We start from the raw sequence: 23,644 nt of genomic DNA on the forward strand, positions 1-23,644 counted from the left end.
GAGCCTGCCCTTCGGGGTTCGCAGGTCCAGGGCGAGCCCAGGCGCCGGCCTTCGCGGCCTGCGGACGCGGATCTGCCGTGCCATGAGGGCCTCCGGCTTCGAAGTGGGATGAAGTGGGCTTACCCCGACCACGATGCCGGGCGCGGGGGCCGGCCGTCTTCGATGCCAGCCGCCATCCGCCACGCACGCCAGTGGAACATGTGGCATTACCGTTAGCTGCAATGCCCGGGCGGTCCCATACGGGGATCCTGGATTCATGGCCCTGCGCTGCCTGATCGTCGACGACAACGACCACTTCCTCGAGGTCGCGTGCGATGTGCTGGGTCGCGAGGGGATCGAGGTCGTCGGCGTGGCGTCGACCCGGGCCGACGCCATCAGGCAGGCGGCGGCACTCCGCCCGGACGTCTCGCTGGTCGACATCAGCCTCGGTGAGGACTGCGGCCTGGATCTCGCCAGAGACCTGACCGAAGGTGGATGCGCGGAACCGTCCAAGGTCATCCTGATCTCCACCTACGCCGAGGGGGACCTGGTGGACGTCATCACGGCGAGTCCGGCGATCGCCTTCCTGCCCAAGGCGCGGTTGTCGGGCAGGGCGATCAAAGAGATCGTCCGGGCCGCCGAACTGCCCCCGGACGGGGAGTCACCCGACGGAGACCGGCACAACGGGCCCTGGAAAGCCCGCGGCAAGCGTCACCCGGGGCCTAGCGGGAATCGAGGAAGGTGATCACCGCGAGCACCCGGCGGTGGTCGTCCGGCGTCTCCGGCAGCTGCATCCTCGCCATGATGCTGCGCACGTGTTTCTCGACGGTGCCCTCGGTGATCCACAGCCTGTGGGCGATGCCGGCGTTCGAACGCCCTTCGGCCATCAGAGCGAGCACCTCGCGCTCACGTTCGGTGAGCAGCTCCAGCGGGTCGTTCCTGTGCCGCGCCGCGAAGAGCTCGCGGACCAGCAGGGGATCGACGACCGAGCCGCCGGCGACGATCCGCTGGATCGTCTCGATGAAGTCCGTGATCGCCGTCACCCGGCTCTTGAGGAGGTAGCCGATCCGGTGGCCGGCGGCGAGCAACTCCATCGCCTGCTCCACCTCGACGTGCGCCGACAGCAGGAGGATGCCCGTCCGCGGGAACTCCTCCCTGATCGTCTTGGCCGCCTCGAGCCCCTCGGTCGAGTGGCCCGGCGGCATCCGGATGTCGACGATGACCAAATCGGGGTCGTGCTTGCCGACGATCTCGATCAGCTCGGGACCGTCGCCCGCCTGGCCGACGACCTCGAACCCCGACCTTTCCAGGAGGCTCACCAGCCCCTCGCGGAGCAGCACGTCGTCGTCCGCCAGCGCGATCCGCGTCCGGGTAGGCTCCACCACTTCGTCGTCTCGCACCGGTCTGCGCCACCCCTCATCGGGCGGCGCCACGAGGGTGATCGAGGTCGGCACCGGAGCGGATGGCCGCCCGATCTCCCCCGGGCGGAGCCCGGGTATATTCAGTAACTGTGCGCGCACGACTGTTGTCGTCGTTGCTACGCCCGGCGCGCCCACCCCTCATGCCGGGGATACTGACGGGCGCATTGCTGGTCGCGGTGGAGACCCTTGTCGCTTATCCACTGACGAAGATCGCACCGCCGAGTTCCCTGGGGCTAGTTTACTTGCCGGGTGTTCTCGCGGTCTCGGTCGTATGGGGGTGGGCGCTCGGTACGCTGACCGCTCTGGCCAGCGCACTCGCCTTCGGCTACTTCCACGTCGTGAAGTTCGCCACCGGTCCCGAGTGGGTGGCCCTCAGCGTCTTCCTCGTCGTCGCGGTGTTGTCCGGATGCTTCGCGGCTCTGGCCCGCGCCGCGGCCGTCGAAGCCGAAAGGCGCCGCCAGGAGGCCGCCCTGGCGGCGGAGCTGGCCCGCGTCCTGCTGAACGCCGAAGACTTCCCCGCGGCCCTGCGCGCCGCCTCCGAGCGGCTCGCCGCCGACCTGGAAGCTCCAGGTCTCATGATCGAGCTGGAGCCGTCCAGAGACGATCGTCTGCGTACCGTCGCGGAACTCAGCGATCACGGCGATCCGCTCGGCAGAGTGGCGGTCCCGGCGAGTCTTCCCGAGCCGGAGGTCCAGCGTGTTCGCGACGGCCTCCCGCGTTCGCTCGACGCGCTGCTGCGGGCGGCACTGGACCGCGAGACCATCGCGAAGGCCCTGAAGACCAGCCACGACGAGCTCCGGCGGGTCGCCGACGAGCAGGCCGCGCTGCGCCGCGTCGCGACGCTGGTCGCCCACCGCGTTGCTCCCGAGGAGCTCTTCGGAGCCGTCGCCGACGAGATGGGCAGGGTCCTGAAGGTCGAGAACACGGCGATAACCCGGTTCGACCCCGACGGGAGGATCCACGTGGTGGGCACGTGGAGCGCTCGCGGCCCCGGATACCTGGTCCCTAGCGGGACAAGCTGGCCCGTCGACGAACCGAGTGTGGCCAGCATGGTCTACCGGACCCGGCGACTGGCCCGGATGACGGACTACGCCACCGCTCCCGGCGGTCTCTGTGCCCAGGTCAGGCAGCAGGGGATCAATTCGGGGATCGGCATACCGATCGTCGTCGAGGGGCGGCTGTGGGGCGCGACGGTCGCCCTGTCCGTCGACCCCGATCTCCCGTCCAGCGTGGAAGCGCACATGCTCGAGTTCACCGAACTCATCGCCACCGCCATCGCGAACGCCCAGATGCGCCAGCAGCTCACCGCCTCGCGCGCCCGCGTGGTGGCGGCCTCCGACGAGACCCGCCGCAGGATCGAGCGTGATCTGCACGACGGGACGCAGCAGCGTCTCATCTCTCTCGGACTACGGCTGCGTGCGGCGGAGGCCGCCGCCTCGCCGGATATGACGGACCTCAAGGAGCAGCTGGCAGGCGCGTCCGAGGAGCTTTCCGGTGTCGTCGAGGATCTTCAGGAGCTGTCGCGTGGCCTGCGTCCAGTGATCATGTCCAGAGGCGGACTCGCCCCCGCGCTGCGCACCCTCGCGCGGCGCTCCGCCGTACCGGTCGAACTGAACGTGAACGCCCCCCGGCGCCTGGCCGAGTGCATCGAGGTGACCGCCTACTACATCGTCTCGGAGGCGCTGACGAACGTGGCCAAGCACTCCAGGGCCTCGATCGTGCACGTCGATCTCACGATCGATGAGTACCGCCTCCGCCTGTCCGTCCGCGACGACGGGATCGGCGGTGCCGACCCCGCCCGCGGCTCGGGGCTCATCGGCCTGCGCGACCGCGTCGAGGTGCTCAGCGGCACCATGGACATCACGAGCCCGCCGGGCAGCGGAACGACCATGGAGGTGATCATTCCGACGCCGGTGAACGAGCCTCCACCCGGGCTGGTCGTCGCAAGGTGACGGTCGCGGGTCAGTCTTCGCGGGCGGGAATCCTGAAGACGAACCTGGCACCGCCCACCGGTGACTCGGCCGCCACCAGGCTGCCGTCGTGAGCGTGGGCGATGTCGCGCGCGATGGCCAGCCCGAGGCCGGTGCCGCCGTGGTTCCGGCTGCGCGCGCTGTCCAGCCGGGTGAACCGCTCGAAGATCCGCTCGCGGTCACACTCCATGATCCCCGGCCCGTCGTCGGTCACGGACAACTCGGCGTAACCGCCGTCACGCCTCAGATGGACCTCCACGCCGTGCTGCCCGTGCCGCTGGGCGTTGTCGACCAGGTTCGCCAGCACGCGGACGAGCTGCTGCCGGACCGCGTTCACGGTCACCCCCGGCTCGACGCGCAGGCGGACCGGCAGTCGGTCGAGGCGCCGGCCGACCTCGTTCCGGACGAGTTCCGACAGATCCACCCGCGTCCGTTCGGTCTTTCCGTTCGTCCCCACCCGGGCCAGCAGGAGCAGGTCGGTGATGATCGACTCCAGCCTGTCCACGTCGTAAAGGGTGTGATCGAGCAGATCAGGCAGATCGGTCTCAGCAGGGTGGAGTTGGGCCTCTTCGAGCTCCGCACGCAGGCCCGCGAGCGGGGTCCGCAACTCGTGGGAGGCGTCGGCGACGAACTGCCGCTGCTGGCCGAGCGCCCGGTCGGTGATCCGTTTGGCGTCCTCAATCCGGCCCAGCGTGCCGTTCACGGTTCGCGCGAGCCGCGTGATCTCGTCCTGACCTGGCGGCTCGGGCACCCTGGCGCTCAGGTCGTCGCCGTTGATGGCGGCGAGATCGGTCCGGATGGCGTCCACCGGCTTGAGCGTGCGCCCTGTGATCACCCAGGTCGCCCAGGCCGCCAGGATGATCAGGACGCCGTCCTGGAGGCCGAAGAACCGGCCGAACACCTCGGTCGAGTTCAGGCTGGCCGACGGCCTGCCCGCGTAGACCACCGGTGAGTCCGCCGTGGGACCGACGCGGAGCGCGGAGAGCCGGAGGCAGCCCAGGTGAGCCGCGGACGAGCAGGTCTCCACATCCCGCTCGGGATTGGTCGCGGTCGGCCAGACCGAGGTCAGAGCCGGAAGGCCCTGCGCGGCTCTGGACGCGTCGACGACCTGATGGCCCGGCTTCACCACCTGGACGAGGCTGACGCCCTTGACGGTCGGCCGCAACGGATCGCTCAGCCGCCCGAGGCGGGCGGCCGCGGCGGTGAGGCCGGCCTGATGCCGGACCGCCAGCCACATGCCGTTCGTGATGGCCTGCCGTCCGACCGCGCCCTCGGCGAGCCCGGTCGGTATCAGCAGCAGGAGGGCGACAAGGGTGACCAGCGCCGTGATGCGACTGCGGATGGACTGTGGACGCAGACGTGCCAGAAGTCCTCGCGTGACCGTCGCTGCTCGGGGCCTGCCGGGCACCGTATCTCCTCCCAGGCTTATTGCATACTGTATTCGGATACCTCGCGCCCTACGTCCTTGGAGGACGTTGTGATGTTGGGCGGCCGAGAATGCCGTCGACCTCGACGGCCTCATCGCATCTGTGTCACGGGAAGCAAGGGTCCTCGCTCGCACCCTCCGGAATCGGAGGGGTTCGGCGGGTTCGACCCGTCCCCACACTGGCCACCATAGACGCCAGGTGTTCTCAGCTGCTCGAATGCCGGACACTAGTCAACGGATACCTACCGATTGTAACAGTAAACTGGATTGATTCAAGTAAAAGAACTGTTCCAGTATCGATAGAGAACCGCGACGGTGCTCGGCCGTGTCCGCGTTGATCGGCTGTGATCTGGATGTGGTAGCTACTACGTTCGACGCACCGCCTGAAATTCCTGCCTGCTGCGGAGATGTATATGAGCGACTTCCGCGTGACCGTCGAGACGCGACCTCCGTTCACGGTCGTCTCCGTCAGCGGGGAGATCGACATCATCACCGAGCCCGCGTTCCGCGCCCAGGTGGACGAGCTCCTCGACCGCCCGGTGACACGGCTGGTCTTCGACCTCACCGAACTCCGATTCCTCGACAGCGCGGGGCTCCGCGTCATCCTCGACGCGTATACCCGGCTCGGCCGCGGCGACCGGGTGGTCGTCTGCGGGCTGCTGCCCAACATCCAGCGCCTGTTCCACATCCTGGGCCTCTCCGGGCGCCTGCCCATCTACCCCACCCTCGACGAAGCCCTCACCTCCTCCCCCACCCCCCCGCCGTGATCATGCACAGGTTCGGTCACATGCCGGGGATGCCCGGACTACTGGAGCGGTAGTAGCTGGAGGGGAGTGCGTACTCCTTGGGCCGTAGGCGATTAGTCGCCGGGCGGCGGACGACGGGGCGACCCATGCCGGGACACCATCGCCACTGTCGGTCCACTTTGAAGGGAGCACGCCGTGCGCAGGGTCTATCTCGGGCTGGCCGGCCTGATGCTGGCCGCCGTGATGTTGCAGTGGTACTTCGCGGCAGTCGGTGCGTTCGACAAACCGCAGGAGGACGGCTCGTTCGCACTGCACAGCATGAACGGCATGATGATCATTCCAATCCTCTCGTTGCTGGCCACCGTGGCCGCCGCGCTCTCCAAGGCGCCCGGCCGAACGATCGGGCTCACCATCCTGCCGCTCGGGCTGATCATCGTTCAGGTTCTGATCATCGCGCTGGGCAACGCCCTGAACGACAGTTCGGGCAACACCACACCGGCCTCGCTCGCGATCCTCGGGTTGCACGCGATCAACGGCATGGCGATCGCGATGGTCTCGGTCATGGTGTTCCGCCAGGCCCGGCGGCTCGCCATGGGCGCGCCCGCTGACGACGCGAAGAGCACGGCGGCGCACGCGTCATGACCACCGCCCTGCTCATGACGCTCGACCTGCTCGCCGCGGTGCTGGCCGCGGCGACCTGGCTGGGAGCCGGCGTGGCGGCCGCGTCCCACCGCCTCAGGACGGCGCTCGCCCTCCTCGCGGCGGCGGTGCTCGCCTCGCTGGCTCGCACGGGCGTCGTGTTCGGGCTCGCCAGTGCCGGCTGGTGGTTCGCGCAGGAGAAGGTCACGGTCGCCCTGCCGCTGCTTCTCGTCACGGGAGTGGCCGCGACCGCTCTGGCCGGGCCCCGGCTGGTCAGAGCGGCCCGCTCTCCGTCCGGCGACGGCGCGGCCGTGTCGCCCGCCGTCGTCGTGTCGCTGCTGGGCGCGGGATACGCGGCGGCGGGCGGCCTGGCCGGGACCCTGCTGATCGGCTACCCCGCGACCCTGAGCACCGCCCTCGTCACCGTGGCCGCGGTCGCGGGCGCCATGCTGATCACCTGGCGGATCGTCGCGGGTCCCGGCCGGTCGCCACGGGTGGCCATCGCGATCACGCTCGTGACCGGTCTGGCCGGAACAGGCCTCGCCTTCTTCCCCTCCCCCGAGATGGACGACGGCCGCGAAGTCGCCCTCAGCCACAGCGGCATGGGTCACCTCGCGATGGCCGCCGGTTCCCCTGTGACCCCGGTGGGCCGGCCGGTGACCTCGTTACGCGGGCCGGACGCACCCGCGACGGGCGGCGCCGTCCGCCGCTACACCCTCTCCGCGGGCACCGCCACGATCACGTTGTCGTCCGGACAGAAGGTCGCCGCGTGGACCTTCAACGGGCGGGTCCCCGGTCCGCCGATCACGGCGAACGTGGGGGATCTCGTCGAGGTACGGCTGCGCAACACCGACATCAGGTCGGGGGTGACGCTGCACTGGCACGGCTACGACGTCCCCTCCGGTGAGGACGGCGTGCCGGGACTCACCCAGGAGGCGGTCCTGCCCGGGCAGGAGTTCGTCTACCGTTTCCTCGCCGACCGGCCCGGGACCTTCTGGTACCACACCCACGAGGTCTCCGACCTCGGCGTCAGGATGGGCCTGTACGGCACGCTGATCGTCGGGCCGCCCTCGGCGGGCGTCGATCTGACCCTCCCCGTCCACACGTTCGGCGGCAAAACGGTCGTCGGCGACCACGACCAACCCATCGACCAGCGTGTGTCTCCTGGCACACCGGTACGGCTCCGCCTCGTCAACACCGACAACACTCCGCACCGGTTCGCCCTCTCCGGCACGCCGTACCGGCTGGTCGCCGTCGACGGCACCGACCTGAACGGCCCGGGCGAGCTCGACCGGACGGCTCTGCGCCTGCCCGCTGGCGGCCGGTACGACCTGGCCTTCACCATGCCCGCCGGCCGCGACGTCGTGCTGAACACCGACGACCGCACCCCGTCCGTACGGCTCACGCGGCAGGCCTCCGCCTCGGCGGCGGAGGAGGACACGAAGGCCTGGCCCGACCTGGACCTCACGACGTACGGCACACCGGCCGCGACGCCGATAACCTCGGCGGACAGGTTCGACCGCCGATTCACCCTCGTGCTCGACCGCGGCCTCTCCCTGGCCGGAGGCCGGCCGATGTACGCGTACACGGTCAACGGCCACGCGTTCCCTTCGATCCCGACCGAGATGGTGTCGCAGGGGGACCTCGTGCTGCTCACCGTGGTCAACCGGAGCCGCGACATCCACCCGTGGCACCTGCACGGGCACCGCGTCCTGGTGCTCTCGCGCGACGGGCGGGCCCCTACCGGCAGCCCGTTGTGGCTGGACACCTTCGACCTCCAGCCCGGCGAGGTCTGGACGGTCGCCTTCCGCGCCACCAATCCCGGCCTGTGGATGAACCACTGCCACAACCTCATCCACGCCGACCAAGGCATGGCGCTTCACCTGGCGTACGAGGGCGTCACGACGCCGTTCCACGGCGCCCACGGCGGCTAGGTCCGGTCCGACGGCCCACTAGGGACGGCGCCCGGGGACCGTCGTCGAGCGGGGGAACGCCTTGATCAGCGCGCTGCGCTCGCGGGAGTCGAGGTCGTCGACCTGGCTCCTGCGGTCGACGCCGGCGGCGGCCAGCAGGGCGGCGGCCCGAGCCGAGCCGTAGTCGGGCAGGTGCCGCAGGACCCACAGGACTCCGACCCGTCCCGCCACGCCGCCGTCGTCGCGGAGCACGTCGGCGAGGCTCATCCGGCCGGACGCCACAGCCGTGCCGAGGTCCGCACGGGTCATCGGAGACGCCGTGGCCGCGGGGGTGGAGGTGGGGGCGGCCGTCGGCGTGCCCGAGGCGCTCGCCGCCGCGTGATCGTCGTGTTCACGATGCGTGCGCACGCCGTACGCGCCGACGAGGACGACGCCGCCGGTCACGACGATGGCCGCGGCGACGTCCAGGTGGCGTTTGGACACGATCGCCCGCTCGTGCCTGCTGGCGGCGTGGTGCATGCCGGCGATGGCCGTCCGCACCGCGACTCCCGTCACCATGCCCAGCAGGATCGGCACCACCTGGCCGGGAAGCGGACTCAGGGTCGCGGCGAGCACTCCGACGGCAGGGCTCACACAGGCCACGACCAGCCACGGGGTGAGGCGCTGCCCGCCCACGTCGAGCAGCGCGGCCAGGGCCAGCCCCTCGCTGGCCGAATGGACCATCAGCGCGATCACCACGATGAGGGTGGCGTTCAACGCCAGCGTGGCGCCCTCGATCGCGCGGTGCAGAGTGAGCGCCGCAGCGGTCTCGAGTCCGCCGAAGACGGCCGCGCCGACCACGCCGCGCACACGGCGGTGCCGCCCGGGGGCGTGCTCGGCGGCGCGCGGCTGTGTGATCTCCAGGTCGCAGGCACAGGACCTGCGGTTGTGGTGCGTGATCATCAGGAAGCCGAAAGCCGCCGCGAGTCCCACGGCCCACAGGGGGACGCCGCAGGCGACCGCGTCGCTCCAGGCATCGGGCAGCAGATCGGCGAGGGCCGTGACCAGCATCAACGCCGACGTGATCGCCAGCCATGCGGTCAACCGCCTGGAGTTGCGCCGCGCGAGCCAGGCCCCGGCGACGGTGGAGACCCCGACCAGGAGCACAGCCGTCCAAGTCCGCTCCGACACCGGGGGCACCATCGTCGCCACGGCCCGGGTCCAGTCGGCTGAGGGCATGTCGCAACCACTCCTCGAATACGCGGCGGCCCCCCCGTGGAGATCTTCTTGACCGCCCCTTGGGCATCGCCCGCTGTCTGGATCCCCCCGGGTGCGGTCCCGGGAAACGCCACGACCCGCAAAGAAAAGAGCCATCGAGAACAGTGACCATCGAGGACATTTCGCAGCTCGCTCGCCATTTAACGGTAAAGAAATCCCGCGTAGACGTCCTGGCGTTGTAAACAGAGAGTAACTGGTAACAACCGAGAGTGACAACGCGTCCGAAGGGAGCCACCGTGGCAATCGTCAAGGGGATCATCCCCGCCCTGACCGTGTGCGCCACCGCGGGAGTGCTCGTGATCGCCTCCGCGCCCGCCCTGGGCGCCGGCAAGCCCATCGACGAACCGGCCGCCGCGCCCGTCGTCAAGCCGGTGCACGAGCCGTACCGGCCGCCCATGTCGTGCATGTACCAGGTGGTCAAGGTCCGCCCGTCGAGCTTCCTCAACGTCAGACAGGGGCCGGGGCTGCGCTACCGGCCCGTCGGCGAGCTCACGGTGGCCGACGGCCGCTTCGTCGGAGCATGCGGCGTCTCTCACGGCTGGGTGGCGCTGACGTCCTCCTCCGGCAAGCTCGGCTGGGCCTCCGCCGGCTACCTGTACCGGATCCCCACGCCTCACCCCTCACTCGTACGGCGTCCCGCGCTCTCCTGCAGCTACCGGGTCGCCAACGTGCGCAGGGGCGGTCACCTCCAGGTGAGGAAGGGGCCGGGCCTCACCTACGAGCAGATCGGAACGCTCGACGAGACCGACGGTCGCTTCGCCGGCGCCTGCAGCGCGTGGCGCGGCTGGGTCGCCGTGACGACCTCCGGCGGGCTGCCCGGCTGGGCCTCGTCCCGCTACCTCAAGAAGTAGGCCTCCAGACCATCCGCCCCGCGTTTCCCGCCCCCGGCCTCCCACCAGCCGGGGGCGGGAAACCCCTTCTCGGGCTATCGGCTCCCGATGACGCCGCAGGCGATCCGGGTGCCGGAGTCTCCCGCCTTCAGCGTCTCGGCGTCCGCGCCCGTCTTCCCGTCGGACCGGTATCGGGCGGGGATGTTGGCCATGTTGTCCGGCTTCGAGTGGATGACGACCGCGGTGCCCTGCCGGGTGAGCAACTGCCTGACGACGAAGCGGTTCGTCACGTAGCTCGCACCGGCGATCCCGTCCTCTCCCACCAGGAGATTCGGCAGGTCGCCCGTGTGATTCGGATGGTCGCCCTCGCCCAGATGCGGCCCCGAGTTGAAGAACGGGCTGCCCGTGGCGGGATCGATCGACTTGGGGTCGCAGACGCCCCTGCTGTGGATGTGCAACCCGTGGAAGCCCGGAGACAGGCCGGCGACCGCGATGGTCACGAGGGATTTGCCGCTCCCGTTGTCCTCGATCTGGAGCGTCCCGACGGACTGGCCGCGCACGTCCTTGATCACTGCGCTCACCCTCGAGCCCGCCGGCGAAGGCGGCGGCGTCTCGGCGGTGGGCAGGGCGATCGTCGTCCCCAGTACGGCGAGCAGGGCCACAGATGACATGCCGACCATGAGGCCTCCCCGTGACAAGATCCCGTGCCTCTATGGCCAGGGTAAACACGGCGGCGGACGCCATAGGGCCAAGGCCGCGTCAAGGTCTTGGGGTCAGCCCCTCATCGCCCCGACCGTGAGACCTCCGACCAGATGGGCGTTCGGCCACGGCGGAGAAGCACAGATGGTCCACCAGTTCGGGTCGTCGAAAACGACGGGAGGGAGCATGGAGTGGCTAACCGACATGCACGTGTGGCCGGCAGGCGACATCGGGCTCGGCCTTGCGCAGCACCTCACGGGTCAGCGCTGGGACGTCTCCGCCGCCGAACAGCACGTAGCGGATCATGGCGACGACCGGGTTGCCCTCGGCCCAGTGGAAGTAGATGTCCGGCACCTGTCCCGTGCGGTCGCGCAGGTAGAGCAGGAGGGCGGCCAGTGCGCTGGGCACCGTCGGGCTCTCCATGCGCAGCACGCGATGACCCCACCGGTCCTCGCCGCAAACCCGCACCTCGGCCTCGAACTCCGAGGCGTCCGGCACGGTCACCTCGACGAACATGATCGGTTCCTCGCTGCGCAGGCGATGGGTCAGCCACTGCTCACGCAGCTTCTCGTTGTACTCGGCCTGGTCGCGGGCGCCGGGCTCGTTGGCGATGAGGTGGATCCCGCCGGCCGCCTCGTTGACGAAGTCCTCGGCGACCGGATCGAGCCGCACGTGGGTGACCCGCAGCTCGATCGACCGCGTCACCCGCGAGATGAGCGAGGTCACGATGATCGCCACGATGAAGAAGGACGCGATCTTCACGCCGTCCGGCCGTTCGATCACGTTGGCCACCAGCGTGTACGCGAGCACGACGTCGACCACGACGAACAGGCCCGCGAGCCTGCGGTGGCCCTGCCTGCGGGCCGAGAGGGTGACCGCGACGGCCGCGGAGAGGATCAGCACGAGCACGCCCGTGGCGTACGCGCCTCCCTGGGCGTCGACGTCGGCGCGGAAGAGGATCGTGATCGCGAACGCGATCACGGTGAACACCAGGACCAGAGGCCGGACGGCCCGGGTCCAGTCGGGGGCCATGCCGTACCGGGGCAGGTAGCGGGGCACCAGGTTGATCAGGCCCGCCATCGCCGACGCCCCGGCGAACCACAGGATCGCGATCGTGCTGACGTCGTAGAGCGTCCCGAAGTAGTCGCCCAGGTACTCGTGGGCGAGATAGGCCAGGGCACGGCCGTTGGCGCTCCCGCCTTTGCGGAACTCCTCCTCCGGAATCAGCACGCTCGTCGCGAAGCTGCTGAGGATCAGGAAGACGCTCATGATCAGGGCGGCGGTCGTCAGGAGCCGCTTCGTCCCCCGGATCCGGCGATCCAGATCACCCTTGACCAGCGGCATCACGGCCACGCCCGTCTCGAACCCGGACAGTCCGAGGGCGAGTTTCGGCATCACCAGCAGGGAGACCCCGATCATCGCGAGCGGGCTGCCGTGCTCGGTCAGCAACAGCCGCCGCCAGTCGAGGACGACCGACGGGTTCTCGGCGATGTGGAGCAGGGCGACCGCGACGACCACCGCGTTGAGCGCCAGATAGACGCCGACCAGCACCACCGCGATGCCGATGGCCTCCCTGAACCCGATCAGGAACACCGCGCCCAGTAACGCAAGCAGGCCGAGCGTCACCGCGACCTGGTGCCCCTCCACGACCCGCGGCGCGAACGGATTCTCCAGGATGTGCGCGGTGGCGTCGGCCGCCGACAGGGTCATCGTGATGACGAAGTCCGTCGCGGCGAACCCGAGCAGGACCAGCACGAACACCTTGCCCCACCACTTGGGGGCCAGGCGCTCCAGCATCGCGATCGACCCCTGGCCGTACGGGCTCTCCACGGCCACCCGCCGATAGACCGGCAGAGCGCCCAGCAGGGTCAGGAGCACGAGGAAGAGTGTGGCGATCGGGGACAGCGCGCCCGCCGCGAGCGCGGCGATGCCCGGCTGATAGCCCAGCGTCGAGAAGTAGTCGACGCCGGTCAGGCACATCACCTGCCACCACCGGTGCCGCGCGTGCGGCTCCTCGGGGCCGTGCGGCCCCACGGCCTTCAGGTCGGCGTGCTGGAGTCCCTCAAGGAACCACGAGCGCAACCTGTCCATGGCCGCCACATCACGAAACGCTACTGAGCACCGTGCATACGGCCCGACTCCCAAGACGTCAAAAACCGGTATTGATCTGGCGGTTGACACCGTATGGCTAAGTACCTTAGCTTTTTGGCTATGAGCATTAGCGAAACGAAGTTCCTGCACCTGCCCGGAGGGCGGCTCGCCTACAGCGTCGACGGGCCTCAGGACGGGCCTCTCGTGGTGTGCGCGCACGGCATGGGCGACACCCGGGCCGCCTACCGGCACCTGACACCGCTCCTGACCGAGGCGGGGTACCGGGTGGCCGTCGTCGACGTGCGCGGGCACGGCGAGTCGAGCGCCGGCTGGCCGTCCTACGCACCCGAGCACGTCGCGGGCGACCTGCTCGCCCTGGTGCGCCACCTTGGCGGCCCGGCCGTACTGGTCGGCAGCTCCTCCAGCACGGCGGCGGTGACCTGGGCCGCGGCCGACTCCCCCGGCGACGTGGCGGGCGCGGTGCTGATCAGCCCGTTCGTCCGCGACGCGCAGCTCAACTTCTTCCTGAGGGCGGCCCAGGGCCTCGTCCTGCGCAGCCCGCGGCTGTGGGGGGTCTACTACAGGACGCTGTTCCCGAACGTGAAGCCGGCGGACCTCGGCGACCACGTGCGCCACCTCAGGACCGTGCTCGCGGAGCCCGGGAGGATGGCGGCGACCCGCGGAGTCATCGAGCCGACGGAGGTCCGCTGGACCGAGCGCGCCGGAGACGTGTGCCGCCCGGTGCTGATCATGATGGGCAGCCGGGACCCCGACTTCCCCGACCCGGAGGAGGAGGCCCGCATGGCGGTCGACCTGATGGCCCCGGTCGCCCGGCTGGCGATGATCGAGGGGTCGGGACACTACCCTTACCAGGACATGCCCAGGGCCACCGCCGAGGCGATCCGCGAGTTCCTCCTGGAGACCGTCAGTGCCTAGAGCGGGCCTGTCCCCCGCCGCCGTCGTCGACGCCGCACTCGCCATCGTCGACGAACAGGGACCGGAGGCTCTCACGCTGTCCGCGGTCGCCACCCGCACCGGCGTGGCCACGCCGTCCCTCTACAAGCACGTGCGCAACATCGAGGAGTTGCGCACGCTGATCGCGCGCCGGGTCATGGAGGAGATGACGGAACTGGTGGGCGCCGCCGTGATGGGCCGCAGCGGCCCCGAAGCCGTCACGGCCCTGATGCGGGTGTGGCGTCGCTACGCCGTGGACCATCCGGCGCGCTACGCGGCCATGCCCCCGGCCCCGCTGCAACATCCCGCGCTCGAAGAGTCCGGCAGGCGGCTGATGGAGGTCGTCCTCGCCGTGTTGCGCGGATGCGGGCTCGAGGGTGAGGCCGTCCTCCACTCCGCGCGCTGCCTTCGAGCCGCCGTGCACGGCTTCGCCGCTCTGGAGGTCGCCGGAGGCTTCGGGCTCCCCGAGGACCTGGACACGACGTACCGGCTGATGGAGAAGACGATCATCGACGGGCTCCTGCCGACCCACTGACACTCCGGACTTGCTTAGCCCATCGAGAATCGATAGATTTCCATCGTGACTCGATTGAAGGAGATGCGATGGGCAGACTGACAGTGCTCGCGCTGCGCGCCGTGCTCGGGGTGGTGCTCGCCGGCACCGTGTTCGTACAGGCAGGGATGGTGTGGGCGTTGGTCAGCGGGAGCGACCCGGAGGACGGGTCGCTCCCGCTGACCCCGCTGCGCGTGATCACGATCCTGGGCATGGTGTCGGTCCAGGTCGCCCTGGTCTGCGTATGGCGGCTGGTGACGATGGTGCGACGCGGAACAGTGTTCTCCCACGCCGCCTTCCGGTACGTGGACGGCGTGATCGGCGCGATCGTGGCGGCCGCCCTCGTGTGGTTCGCGGTCACGGCCATCAACGCGCCGGGCCAGCGGGACGACCCGGGCGTCACCGTCATCATGGGCGGGATCGGCGTGGCCATCCTGGGGGTCGCACTCATCGTGCTCGTGCTACGGATGCTGCTCGCCCAGGCCGTCGCGCGCGACGTCGAGGCCGCGCAGATGCAGGCCGAGCTTGACGAGGTGATCTGATGGCGATCGTCGTCGACATCGACGTGATGCTGGCCAGGCGGAAGATGTCCGTGGGCGAACTCGCGGACCGCGTCGGGATCACGCCCGCCAACCTGGCGGTGCTCAAGAACGGCCGCGCCAAGGCGGTGCGCTTCACGACGCTCGCCGCGCTCTGCGACGTGCTGGAATGCCAGCCGGGAGACCTGCTGCGCTGGGAGGCCGAGGACGCCGCGGCCGGCTGACAGGCGCGGCCGGGGCCCTCCCGGAAACGGCTAGGCGGGCTGGGTGATCATGTACGCAAGCCCGACAAGGATGACGACCGGGATCAGCCACACGACGACCTCGCCGAAAAACTCCTTGTACATGGGCCTGTGTCCTCCGGATTGCGCGCGAAAGTGAATTGCTCGCAGCATATTCGTTCCCGGGACCTGCTGGAACCCCGGCCCGGCGCCACGTGCCAGGATCAAGCGGTGCGATACGTCATCATCGGCGCCGGCGCCATCGGGGGGACCATCGGCGGGCGGCTCTTCCAGAGCGGCCACGACGTCCTCCTCATCGCACGCGGCGCACACCACGAGGCCTTACGTGACGGCGGCCTGCGCCTGATCACCCCCGAGGGCGAGGCCCGCCTGCCGGTTCCGGTCGCGGACGGGCCCGTACGGCTCGGCGGCGACGACGTGCTCGTCCTGGCGACCAAGACCCAGGACACGGCCGCCGCCCTCGACGCGTGGGCGGACACGCCGGTCGAAGGGGGCGGCCGGGCCGCGGAGAGGCTGCCGCTCGTCTGCGCGCAGAACGCCGTGGAGAACGAACGGATCGCCCTGCGCAGGTTCGCCCGGGTCTACGGGATGTGCGTGTGGATGCCCGCGCTGCATCTCGAACCCGGGATCGTCGCGTCGCACGGCAGGCCGCTGTCCGGGATGCTGCCGATCGGGCGTCATCCCCAGGGTGTGGACGAGACGGCCGAGCGGATCGCGGCCGACCTCACCGCGAGCAACTTCGCCGGTTTCGCCGTGGCCGACGTCATGCGCTGGAAGTACGCCAAGCTGCTGACCAACCTCGGGAACGCCGTCGACGCGCTGTGCGGGCACGCGGACGGTCGACAGAAGATCATCCAGCGGGCCTACGAGGAGGGCCGCGCCGTGCTCGACGTCGCCGGCATTCCGTACGCCTCCCGGGAGGAGGAGCGGGCGACGCGGGGGAAGTCGGTCGAGGTCGGCCCGCTGGACGGCGTCCCACGCGGCGGAGGGTCGTCGTGGCAGAGCCTGGCCAGGGGCACCGGCTCGATCGAGACCGGCTACCTCAACGGGGAGATCGTGCTGCTCGGCCGTCTCCATGGCGTGCCGACCCCGGTCAACCTCGTGCTCCAGCGGGAGTCCGACCGGTTCGCCCGCGAACGGCTGGCGCCCGGCACCCTGGGTGTGGAGGAGCTGGAGCGCCTCCTGGGGTGAGAGTGACACGACCCACGGTGCGGGTCACGGCGGTGGAAACGCATCGCGACAGCGGCTACGGCTGGAAGCGGTAGCCCATCCCCGGCTCGGTCAGCAGATGCTCCGGGCGGCCGGGGTTGGCTTCGAGCTTGCGGCGCAACTGCGCCATGTACTGCCGCAGGTAGTTGGTCTCCTTCAGGTACGCCGGACCCCACACCTGGGTGAGCAGATGGCGCTGGCTGATCAGCTTGCCGGGGTTGCGCAGGAGGATCTCCAGCAGGTGCCACTCGGTCGGCGTGAGCCGTACTCCGCTGGAGATCGTCTTGTTGGCCAGGTCGACCTCCAGGTCGCCGAGCAGCACCTTCGACTCCCCGGTCTCCTTGGGTTCGGTGCGCCGGGTCACCGCCCGGATCCTGGCCAGCAACTCGTCGACGCCGAACGGCTTGGTGACGTAGTCGTCGGCGCCGGCGTCGAGCGCGTCGACCTTGTCGGAGCTTCCCGGCCGCCCGGACAGCACGATGATCGGGACGCTGGTCCAGCCCCGGAGCCCGTGGATGACGTCGACGCCGTCCATGTCCGGCAGGCCGAGGTCGAGGACGACGAGGTCGGGATGCCACTCGGCCGCCAGCCTCAGAGCGGCGCCGCCGTCGGGCGCGACCTCGACCTCGTAACGGCGCGCGGCGAGGTTGATCCGCAGCGCGCGGAGTATCTGCGGCTCGTCGTCGACGACGAGGATGCGGGACGTCGTCCCGCGCGGCGAAGGTTCACCCACAAGTTCCAGGCTACGACCTGAGGAGACGGCACTTGATCGGCTAGGGTGCTGAGCGCCAATCCCCCAGGAGGACGACATGAGCGACTACACCACGACATTTGCCTTCATCGACGGCGACAACGACGGCTTGATCTCGGCCGCCGAACTGGTCCGGCTCATGGATGTGCTCGGCCAGCCGATCACCGCCGACGGCGCCCAGGAGGCGATCGCCAAGGTGGACGCCGACGGCGACGGCCGCATCAACCTCAAGGAGTTCGGGGTGTGGCTGGAGAGCCGCTCGTCCTGAGCCCCCGGGCGGGCGACCGCTCGTGCAGGCCGAACCTCTGATCGGGTTCGGCCCGGCCGTCCACCACGTCGGCGACGTACTCGGCCAGGGCCGGGGCGTGTTTGAAGCCGTGCCCCGAGTCGCCGCCGAGCAGCCAGACCCCGTCGGCCGCCTCCGCGATGATCCACTCGGCGTCGGCGGTCAGGGCGTACTGGCAGACCTGGCTGAACAGAACCGGCGCGTCGGCGAGCGCGGGGAACCGGCGGGCGATGTAGTCCCTGGCGAGCTCCTCGCCGGCCGCCAGCACCTGCCGGCTCCCGGTCTCCGGATCGTACGGCTCGCCCTCGGCGTCGCTGGTGACCTTCATGCCGACCCCGCCGATGTCGCCGTGCCCGTACGCCGACAGGTCGAAGTCGCAGAACGCCGGCAACGGCGGCGAGGTCCAGTCGCGGGGGACGGCGAAGTGGAACGTGTCCTGCCTGGTGATCGTCATGGGCACGTCGAACAGGCCGGGCAGCCAGGCGCCGCAGGCCCACACGACCCGGTCCGCGGTCAGCACCTCGCCGTCGGCCACCACGCCGGTCCGCTCGCCGTACGGCAGGGCCCTGGCGCGGACGAACGTGACCCCGGCGGCCCGGGCGAGCCTGGCGACCGCCAGCGTGGCGTCGCGGGCCCTGAGGACGCCCGCCTTCGGCTCCCACAGCACGAAGGCCAGATCGTCGCCCTTGAGGGAGGGGAACCGGCGACCGGCCTCCTCGGGTTCGAGCAGCTCATGCGGGATTTCCAGATTTTTCAGGACCTGGGCGCTTCTGCTCTCCCAGCCGTCCTCCTGATAGGCGAACCACATCAGCCCCGACTGGATGACGAGCTCCTCGCCGGCCCGCTCACCGAGCCTCAGCCAGGACTCCCCGGCCCGCCAGGCCATCCGCGCGTACCACTCGTCCGACCCGTGCGAACTGCGCAGCAGCCGCGTGTGCCCCGCACTCGCCTGGCGGACGTGGCCGGGCGCGTACTGCTCGACCAGCGTGACCCGCCAGCCGGTCTCGGCCAGCCGTAACGACAGCGACAGGCCCCAGATGCCCGCTCCGACCACGATCACCGACTTCATCTCAGTCTCCTCCTGGAGCGAAAATGTCCGCGGCCGTCACCGCCATGAGGTTCGGGTCGGCGTGTGTCACCTCGGTCCGCGCGCAGATCGCGTATCGGATGCCCTCCGGATCGGGCACGAGACGAGCGGCCTTGGCGGACAGCTTGGCCATGATCCGCGGAGCGGACACCGACCTGGCCCATTTCGACTCTCCGGCCAGAACCGGCTCGCGGGCGCGCCCGCGCAGGACGACCGCGTCGATCTGGTTCTGACCGTCGGCTTCCCACCAGGGGCCGACGGCGACGACCTGCGGATCGATCTCTGAGGCGCGACGGCGTAGATGATCTCGGAACGCGTCCTCGTACGCGGCCCCCATGTGGTCGTCGAGCCCTTCGAGGATGACGGGCAACACCGTGTCACCCAGGCCGATCTCGATCTTCGATCTGTTCCGCATAAGGGGGCCGAGATAGAAGCTGAGGAAGTTGTCGGCGATCCGGTAGATCTTCCGCCTCGATTTCCTCTCGTCCTCCGTCACCGGGATCAGACGCTCGACCAGCCGCAGCCCGATGAGCCGCTCCAGCGTGCGTGTGGGATCGGTCCCCACGGCGTCCGCGATCTCCTGGAAACGGGTCCTGCCCGCCGCGATCGCGTCCAGAACCGCCCCCGGCTGATGACCCGCCCCCAGCTCGGTGGCGAGGATCAGCCGGCCCTCGTTGTAGAGAAGCGCCGACGGGCGCACCGCCAGACGACGCAGATTGTCCTGGATCGAACCGTCCTGGTCCCAGAGCGAGAGGTAGAGCGGAACACCTCCCACGATCCCGTAGACCAAGGCCCGATCTTCCGGAGACAGTCGCGGCAACATCAACGCCGCCTCGTGCGGGCGGAACGGGTGAAGCTGCATCGCCAGGTCGAAACGTCCGTAGAGCGGAGCCCGGTACTCCTGCATCTCCCACATCGCCCGGACCGAGGAACCGCTCAGCAGGATGCGCAACTTCGTCCGCCCCTGGATCCGGTCCAGGACCGCGCGCATGATGCCCGGCAGATCCGGGGACATCGCGGTCAGCTCAGGGAACTCGTCCAGGACCAGCAACAGGGGATCGTGTTCCGCCTGGGCCGCGAGATGCTCGAACGCGTCGTACCAGTCCCGGTACGGGGTGACGTCGAGCTGTCGCAACCCGCCGGGCAGCGCCGCCGCCGCCTCCCGGGAGAGCTGCGCCAGCTCGAACGTGGGCGCGCTGCCGGCCCCGGTGTAGAAGACGAGCCTGCGCCCCTCGGCGAACCGGCGGATCAGCGCGGTCTTCCCCACCCGTCTCCGTCCCCAGATCAACGCCGGACGCGGATACGGCTGGGCCCACCACTCTTCGAGAGCGGCGAGTTCCTGGACACGATTGACAAAGCCCACCGAACAAACCTACATCGCATGTAGGCTACGCGGGGCGTAGGTAGCATTGAACGTGGGTTGATCCACCGCCTCGACGATCGGGAACGTGATGACGGCCGAGTCGGCACAGACGCTGGAACGAGGGTTACGGCTGCTCCGGCTGCTCGCGGACGGCCACGGGGGCCACACGCCCACCGAGCTCGCCCACGAGCTCGGCCTCAGCCGGCCCGCCGTCTACCGGCTGCTCACCACCCTCCAGGAGGAGGGTTTCGCCCGCCGCGACGCGGAGGGACGCGTGCATCTGGGGTTCGGCGTCCTCACCCTCGCCCAGGCCGTGCAGCCGCTGCTGCGCGCCGCCGCGCTGCCCGCATTGCGGACGCTGGCCGAGCGGGCGGGCGCGACGGCCCATCTGACCGTGGCCGAGGGCGACGACGGCCTGGCGGTCGCCGTGGTGGAACCGTCCTGGACGGACTTCCACGTGGCCTACCGCGAGGGCTCGCGGCACCCGCTGACGCGCGGCGCGGCCGGGCTGGCCCTGCTCGCGCTCCGGTCGGGAAGCTCGGAGCCGCCGCTCCACCTGACGAGAGACCAGCTCCAGGAGGGCGCCCGGGGCCTCGCCGCGCCCGTGCGGGGACTCGCCGGCCTGGAGGCGTCGGTGGGCGTGGTCACCTTCAGCGACCTCGACGTGGACACGGTCGGCCCTCTGGTGCTCGCCGCCGCCGACGAGATCGCCGCCGCGCTGGCCCATCCGAAACGGACCGATTTTTCACCATAGGCAGTGGTTTGACATCTGGTGCGCATTGGCGGATCGTCGTACGTATAGAGGACGCATGCGTCCGATATTCGGACATGGAGGGTCGCCATGCCGTACTACCGCGTCGTCGGCGAGGTACCGGAGAAGCGTCATGTGCAGTTCCGCAGGCCTGACGGAGGGCTCTATCAGGAGGAGCTGATGGGCGAGGAGGGCTTCTCGTCCGATTCCTCGCTCCTCTACCACCGGTACGCGCCCACGGCGATCGTGAAGGCGGAGGCCGTCGACCAGGGGGCCTCGGGGCTCAGCCCGAACCTGCCGCTGTCTCCGCGCCACTTCCGCACGCAGGACCTGCGGCCGGACGGCGATCTGGTGTCCGGTCGCCTGCTGCTCGCGGGCAACTCCGACGTCCGCATCTCGTACGCCGCGACCAGCGCCCCCAGCGAGCTGTACCGCGACTCGATGGGCGACGAGTGCGTCTACATCGCGAGCGGACGGGCTCGCTTCGAGTCCGCCTACGGGGCCCTGGAGGTGGGCGAGGGCGACTACATCGTCGTCCCGACCGGGGCGATCCACCGATGGGTGCCCGACGGCCCGGTGACCGCGCTCGTGATCGAGGCCGCGGGCCACATCCGCCCGCCGAAGCGCTACCTCTCCCAGTACGGCCAGTTCCTCGAGCACGCCCCGTACTCCGAGCGCGACCTGCGCGCCCCGTCCGAGCCGCTGCTCGTGGACGGCGAGGAGGTCCCCGTCCTGGTCCGCACGCGCGGCGGGCTGACCAGGCTGACCTACGCCCACCACCCCTTCGACGTGGTGGGCTGGGACGGCTGCCTCTACCCGTACGCCTTCAACATCCGCGACTTCGAGCCCATCGTGAAGCGGACCCACGCGCCGCCGCCGGTGCACCAGACGTTCGAGGGCCCGGGCTTCGTGATCTGCTCGTTCTGCCCGCGGCCGCTCGACTTCCATCCGGAGGCCGTGCCGATCCCCTACAACCACCACAACGTCGACTCCGACGAGTTCATGTTCTACGCGGGCGGCGACTACTCCGCGCGCAAGGGCTCCGGCATCGACGTCGGCTCGGTCTCGCTGCACCCGGCGGGCTTCACCCACGGTCCGCAGCCCGGCGCGGTCGAGGCCGTCGTCGAGGCCGTGCGCAAGGGCCTGTCCACGACCAGCGAGATGGCGGTCATGCTCGACACCTTCCGCCCCCTCGACCTCGGTCCGGCCGCCTTCGCCTGCGAGGACCCGGGCTACGCCTGGACGTGGGCGGTGCGAGCGTGAGCTTCGGCGTGGAGAACCTGCCCTACGGCGTGTTCTCCCGCCCCGGACAGACCCCCCGGGTGGGCGTGCGGATCGGGGACCAGGTCCTCGACCTCGCCCCCGCCCTGGGCGACCCGGTCTTCGCCTCGCCGTCCCTCAACGCCTTCATGGCGCTGGGCCGTACGGCATGGGCGCGGGCGCGGGCCCGCATCAGGCAGGTGGCGGCGTCCGGGGATCCCCGGCATCTGATCCCTCTCGGCGACGTGACCCTCCATCTGCCGATCGAGGTGGCCGACTACGTCGACTTCTACGCCTCCCTCGAGCACGCCTCGAATCTCGGCCGGATGTTCCGGCCGGACGAGGAGCCGCTGAAGCCGAACTGGCGGCATCTCCCCGTGGGCTATCACGGGCGGGCGGGCACGGTGGTGGTCTCCGGCACGCCGATCAGGCGGCCGTGCGGGCAGCGCCCGTCGTTCGGGCCGACGGAGAAGCTCGACATCGAGGCCGAACTGGGGTTCGTCGTCGGCGTGCCCACCGCGCTCGGCGGGCGGGCCGGCGCCTTCGAGGACCACGTCTTCGGAGTGACCCTGCTCAACGACTGGAGCGCGCGGGACATCCAGTCCTGGGAGTACGTGCCGCTCGGCCCCTTCCTGGGCAAGTCGTTCGCCACCTCGATCTCGCCGTGGATCACGCCGCTGGAGGCGCTGGAGGACGCCAGGATCGAGGGACCGGCCCAGGACCCCGTGCCGGTCGCCTACCTCAGGAGGTCCGCCCCGTGGGGCCTCGACCTCACGCTCCGCGTGGAGCTCAACGGCGAGCAGATCTCGGCCCCGCCGTACCGGGACGTGTACTGGACGCCCGACCAGATGCTCGCCCACATGACCGTGAACGGCGCGTCCCTGCGGACCGGCGACCTGTTCGCCAGCGGCACGGTGTCGGGGGACGGACGGTTCGGGTCCCTCATCGAGCTGACCTGGAACGGAGCCGAGCCGCTCAAGCTCAGGAACGGGGAGACGAGGACCTTCCTCGAGGACGGCGACCTCGTCACGATCTCCGCCGTGACCCCGGGCGGCCTCAGCCTCGGCGCGGTGTCAGGGAGCATCCTGCCCGCCACTTAAAGTGTTCCTGTCGTCACGCATCGCTACTCTGGGGCCATGCGTCACACGGCAACGATCGTGATCGTTCTCTTACTGGCGGCCTGCGCGCGGGTGGTCCCTCCCGCCCCTCGGATCACGATGACTCCGGGGGCGGACACGGCGTCGGCCCCGACGGAACCCGGCCTCACCGTCACGGCGGACGGCGGCAGGCTGATCAGCGTGGTGGCCTACGCCGGGCGTGATCTCGTCTCCGGGTCCCTCGACGCCTCCCGCACGAGGTGGCGCTCGTCGCGAGCGCTCAGACCCGGCACCGAATACGTGGTGAACGCCGTGGCCACCGGCCGGGACGGCGTCGCCGCCCAGATCGCCGGCAGGTTCCAAACCCGGCAGTGAATACGTCCGCGCCGTGGACGACGAATTGGCCCGGGCCCGCGTCGATGTGAGCCACATGGCGCATCGGCACCCGGCCTGAACAGGCCCAATTGCGCTACGAGCACACCCTGCGCGGCGATCCGGTCATCACCCCCGGAACGCAGATAAAGCCGACACCGTGCAACTGCTGAAGATTTCGGCAATTCGCCTGAGACGATCGGCTCAAC

24 protein-coding genes are annotated in these 23,644 nt (G+C 70.1%); 16 read left to right on the plus strand and 8 right to left on the minus strand.

Annotated elements, in window-relative coordinates; all coding sequences use genetic code 11:
• The first annotated feature begins 256 nt into the window (after positions 1-256).
• On the plus strand, positions 257-724 hold the full coding sequence (locus Pph01_RS33175) for a response regulator (protein ID WP_204077140.1): 468 nt from the start codon (positions 257-259) through the stop codon (positions 722-724).
• On the opposite strand, the gene Pph01_RS33180 is transcribed toward Pph01_RS33175, so the two are convergent.
• Positions 702-1,379, minus strand: a complete 678-nt coding sequence (locus Pph01_RS33180) for a response regulator transcription factor (protein WP_239117195.1) — start codon at positions 1,377-1,379, stop codon at positions 702-704. The two genes, Pph01_RS33175 and Pph01_RS33180, sit on opposite strands and share 23 nt — an antisense overlap.
• A gap of 161 nt (positions 1,380-1,540) precedes the next feature.
• Here Pph01_RS33180 and Pph01_RS33185 point away from each other — a divergent pair, with 161 nt between their 5' ends.
• Positions 1,541-3,352, plus strand: coding sequence for a sensor histidine kinase (locus Pph01_RS33185; protein ID WP_239117204.1), 1,812 nt, complete (start codon positions 1,541-1,543; stop codon positions 3,350-3,352).
• Between the two features lie 10 nt (positions 3,353-3,362).
• On the opposite strand, the gene Pph01_RS33190 is transcribed toward Pph01_RS33185, so the two are convergent.
• The gene (locus Pph01_RS33190; protein ID WP_239117196.1) at positions 3,363-4,778 is read right to left on the minus strand and encodes a sensor histidine kinase; all 1,416 of its coding nucleotides are present in this window, start codon (positions 4,776-4,778) and stop codon (positions 3,363-3,365) included.
• Between the two features lie 431 nt (positions 4,779-5,209).
• On the opposite strand from Pph01_RS33190, the gene Pph01_RS33195 reads away from it, so the two are divergent.
• The 3 genes from Pph01_RS33195 to Pph01_RS33205 all read left to right on the plus strand — a co-directional run bounded on the left by Pph01_RS33195 (position 5,210) and on the right by Pph01_RS33205 (position 8,115).
• Positions 5,210-5,563 (plus strand): STAS domain-containing protein, encoded by a 354-nt coding sequence (locus Pph01_RS33195; protein WP_204077143.1) that lies wholly within the window; start codon positions 5,210-5,212, stop codon positions 5,561-5,563.
• A 174-nt stretch (positions 5,564-5,737) separates the two neighbouring features.
• The gene (locus Pph01_RS33200; protein ID WP_204077144.1) at positions 5,738-6,184 is read left to right on the plus strand and encodes a DUF6220 domain-containing protein; all 447 of its coding nucleotides are present in this window, start codon (positions 5,738-5,740) and stop codon (positions 6,182-6,184) included.
• On the plus strand, positions 6,181-8,115 hold the full coding sequence (locus tag Pph01_RS33205) for a multicopper oxidase family protein (RefSeq protein WP_204077145.1): 1,935 nt from the start codon (positions 6,181-6,183) through the stop codon (positions 8,113-8,115). The genes Pph01_RS33200 and Pph01_RS33205 overlap by 4 nt, the downstream gene beginning before the upstream one ends.
• A gap of 18 nt (positions 8,116-8,133) precedes the next feature.
• On the opposite strand, the gene Pph01_RS33210 is transcribed toward Pph01_RS33205, so the two are convergent.
• The gene (locus tag Pph01_RS33210) at positions 8,134-9,312 is read right to left on the minus strand and encodes a ZIP family metal transporter (RefSeq protein ID WP_204077146.1); all 1,179 of its coding nucleotides are present in this window, start codon (positions 9,310-9,312) and stop codon (positions 8,134-8,136) included.
• A 275-nt stretch (positions 9,313-9,587) separates the two neighbouring features.
• On the opposite strand from Pph01_RS33210, the gene Pph01_RS33215 reads away from it, so the two are divergent.
• Positions 9,588-10,202: an SH3 domain-containing protein gene (locus Pph01_RS33215; protein ID WP_204077147.1), complete on the plus strand. Its 615-nt coding sequence runs from the start codon at positions 9,588-9,590 to the stop codon at positions 10,200-10,202.
• A 74-nt stretch (positions 10,203-10,276) separates the two neighbouring features.
• On the opposite strand, the gene Pph01_RS33220 is transcribed toward Pph01_RS33215, so the two are convergent.
• Both Pph01_RS33220 and Pph01_RS33225 read right to left on the minus strand, forming a co-directional pair.
• The gene (locus Pph01_RS33220; RefSeq protein WP_204077148.1) at positions 10,277-10,852 is read right to left on the minus strand and encodes a superoxide dismutase family protein; all 576 of its coding nucleotides are present in this window, start codon (positions 10,850-10,852) and stop codon (positions 10,277-10,279) included.
• Between the two features lie 223 nt (positions 10,853-11,075).
• Positions 11,076-12,971 (minus strand): APC family permease, encoded by a 1,896-nt coding sequence (locus Pph01_RS33225; RefSeq protein ID WP_239117197.1) that lies wholly within the window; start codon positions 12,969-12,971, stop codon positions 11,076-11,078.
• Between the two features lie 120 nt (positions 12,972-13,091).
• Here Pph01_RS33225 and Pph01_RS33230 point away from each other — a divergent pair, with 120 nt between their 5' ends.
• The 5 genes from Pph01_RS33230 (at position 13,092) to Pph01_RS33250 (ending at position 16,450) form a co-directional block, all read left to right on the plus strand.
• The gene (locus tag Pph01_RS33230; protein WP_204077149.1) at positions 13,092-13,907 is read left to right on the plus strand and encodes an alpha/beta fold hydrolase; all 816 of its coding nucleotides are present in this window, start codon (positions 13,092-13,094) and stop codon (positions 13,905-13,907) included.
• Positions 13,900-14,460, plus strand: coding sequence for a TetR/AcrR family transcriptional regulator (locus Pph01_RS33235; RefSeq protein WP_204077150.1), 561 nt, complete (start codon positions 13,900-13,902; stop codon positions 14,458-14,460). The genes Pph01_RS33230 and Pph01_RS33235 overlap by 8 nt, the downstream gene beginning before the upstream one ends.
• A 68-nt stretch (positions 14,461-14,528) precedes the next feature.
• Complete coding sequence (locus Pph01_RS33240) at positions 14,529-15,020, plus strand: DUF2975 domain-containing protein (RefSeq protein ID WP_204077151.1); 492 nt, start codon at positions 14,529-14,531, stop codon at positions 15,018-15,020.
• The gene (locus Pph01_RS33245) at positions 15,020-15,241 is read left to right on the plus strand and encodes a helix-turn-helix domain-containing protein (protein ID WP_204077152.1); all 222 of its coding nucleotides are present in this window, start codon (positions 15,020-15,022) and stop codon (positions 15,239-15,241) included. The genes Pph01_RS33240 and Pph01_RS33245 overlap by 1 nt, the downstream gene beginning before the upstream one ends.
• Positions 15,242-15,469: 228 nt before the next feature.
• Positions 15,470-16,450: a ketopantoate reductase family protein gene (locus Pph01_RS33250; protein ID WP_204077153.1), complete on the plus strand. Its 981-nt coding sequence runs from the start codon at positions 15,470-15,472 to the stop codon at positions 16,448-16,450.
• Between the two features lie 55 nt (positions 16,451-16,505).
• Here Pph01_RS33250 and Pph01_RS33255 read toward each other — a convergent pair whose 3' ends face one another.
• The gene (locus tag Pph01_RS33255) at positions 16,506-17,201 is read right to left on the minus strand and encodes a response regulator (RefSeq protein ID WP_239117198.1); all 696 of its coding nucleotides are present in this window, start codon (positions 17,199-17,201) and stop codon (positions 16,506-16,508) included.
• A gap of 76 nt (positions 17,202-17,277) precedes the next feature.
• Between Pph01_RS33255 and Pph01_RS33260 the strand changes: the two genes are divergently transcribed.
• Positions 17,278-17,487, plus strand: coding sequence for an EF-hand domain-containing protein (locus Pph01_RS33260; protein ID WP_204077155.1), 210 nt, complete (start codon positions 17,278-17,280; stop codon positions 17,485-17,487).
• On the opposite strand, the gene Pph01_RS33265 is transcribed toward Pph01_RS33260, so the two are convergent.
• Together Pph01_RS33265 and Pph01_RS33270 are read right to left on the minus strand one after the other, a co-directional pair.
• The gene (locus tag Pph01_RS33265; RefSeq protein ID WP_204077156.1) at positions 17,447-18,574 is read right to left on the minus strand and encodes an NAD(P)/FAD-dependent oxidoreductase; all 1,128 of its coding nucleotides are present in this window, start codon (positions 18,572-18,574) and stop codon (positions 17,447-17,449) included. The two genes, Pph01_RS33260 and Pph01_RS33265, sit on opposite strands and share 41 nt — an antisense overlap.
• 1 nt (position 18,575) lies before the next feature.
• Positions 18,576-19,955, minus strand: a complete 1,380-nt coding sequence (locus tag Pph01_RS33270; RefSeq protein ID WP_204077157.1) for an ATP-binding protein — start codon at positions 19,953-19,955, stop codon at positions 18,576-18,578.
• 88 nt (positions 19,956-20,043) lie between these two features.
• Here Pph01_RS33270 and Pph01_RS33275 point away from each other — a divergent pair, with 88 nt between their 5' ends.
• The 4 genes from Pph01_RS33275 (at position 20,044) to Pph01_RS33285 (ending at position 23,438) form a co-directional block, all read left to right on the plus strand.
• The gene (locus tag Pph01_RS33275) at positions 20,044-20,709 is read left to right on the plus strand and encodes a helix-turn-helix domain-containing protein (protein WP_204077180.1); all 666 of its coding nucleotides are present in this window, start codon (positions 20,044-20,046) and stop codon (positions 20,707-20,709) included.
• A gap of 87 nt (positions 20,710-20,796) precedes the next feature.
• Entirely contained in the window at positions 20,797-21,969 is a 1,173-nt protein-coding gene (locus Pph01_RS43005; RefSeq protein ID WP_239117199.1) for a homogentisate 1,2-dioxygenase, read from the plus strand.
• Complete coding sequence (fahA, locus tag Pph01_RS43010; RefSeq protein ID WP_239117200.1) at positions 21,966-23,066, plus strand: fumarylacetoacetase; 1,101 nt, start codon at positions 21,966-21,968, stop codon at positions 23,064-23,066. The genes Pph01_RS43005 and fahA overlap by 4 nt, the downstream gene beginning before the upstream one ends.
• Before the next feature lie 36 nt (positions 23,067-23,102).
• A complete protein-coding gene (locus Pph01_RS33285; RefSeq protein WP_204077159.1) occupies positions 23,103-23,438 on the plus strand; it encodes an Ig-like domain-containing protein in 336 nt (111 codons plus the stop codon).
• Positions 23,439-23,644 lie beyond the last annotated feature (206 nt).

Origin of the sequence: Planotetraspora phitsanulokensis (assembly GCF_016863295.1) — a bacterium.
Lineage (GTDB): Bacteria > Actinomycetota > Actinomycetes > Streptosporangiales > Streptosporangiaceae > Planotetraspora > Planotetraspora phitsanulokensis.

Bases quoted from the DNA above. Each gene is read 5' to 3' on its own strand.
- Pph01_RS33260 (WP_204077155.1), top strand. From the start codon at position 17,278: ATGAGCGACTACACCACGACATTTGCCTTCATCGACGGCGACAACGAC.
- Pph01_RS33275 (WP_204077180.1), top strand. From the start codon at position 20,044: ATGACGGCCGAGTCGGCACAGACGCTGGAACGAGGGTTACGGCTGCTC.
- Pph01_RS33210 (WP_204077146.1), bottom strand. From the start codon at position 9,312: ATGCCCTCAGCCGACTGGACCCGGGCCGTGGCGACGATGGTGCCCCCG.
- Pph01_RS33240 (WP_204077151.1), top strand. From the start codon at position 14,529: ATGGGCAGACTGACAGTGCTCGCGCTGCGCGCCGTGCTCGGGGTGGTG.
- Pph01_RS33230 (WP_204077149.1), top strand. From the start codon at position 13,092: ATGAGCATTAGCGAAACGAAGTTCCTGCACCTGCCCGGAGGGCGGCTC.
- Pph01_RS33205 (WP_204077145.1), top strand. From the start codon at position 6,181: ATGACCACCGCCCTGCTCATGACGCTCGACCTGCTCGCCGCGGTGCTG.
- Pph01_RS33285 (WP_204077159.1), top strand. From the start codon at position 23,103: ATGCGTCACACGGCAACGATCGTGATCGTTCTCTTACTGGCGGCCTGC.
- Pph01_RS43005 (WP_239117199.1), top strand. From the start codon at position 20,797: ATGCCGTACTACCGCGTCGTCGGCGAGGTACCGGAGAAGCGTCATGTG.
- Pph01_RS33175 (WP_204077140.1), top strand. From the start codon at position 257: ATGGCCCTGCGCTGCCTGATCGTCGACGACAACGACCACTTCCTCGAG.
- Pph01_RS33195 (WP_204077143.1), top strand. From the start codon at position 5,210: ATGAGCGACTTCCGCGTGACCGTCGAGACGCGACCTCCGTTCACGGTC.
- Pph01_RS33225 (WP_239117197.1), bottom strand. From the start codon at position 12,971: ATGGACAGGTTGCGCTCGTGGTTCCTTGAGGGACTCCAGCACGCCGAC.
- Pph01_RS33245 (WP_204077152.1), top strand. From the start codon at position 15,020: ATGGCGATCGTCGTCGACATCGACGTGATGCTGGCCAGGCGGAAGATG.
- Pph01_RS33185 (WP_239117204.1), top strand. From the start codon at position 1,541: ATGCCGGGGATACTGACGGGCGCATTGCTGGTCGCGGTGGAGACCCTT.
- Pph01_RS33265 (WP_204077156.1), bottom strand. From the start codon at position 18,574: ATGAAGTCGGTGATCGTGGTCGGAGCGGGCATCTGGGGCCTGTCGCTG.
- Pph01_RS33220 (WP_204077148.1), bottom strand. From the start codon at position 10,852: ATGTCATCTGTGGCCCTGCTCGCCGTACTGGGGACGACGATCGCCCTG.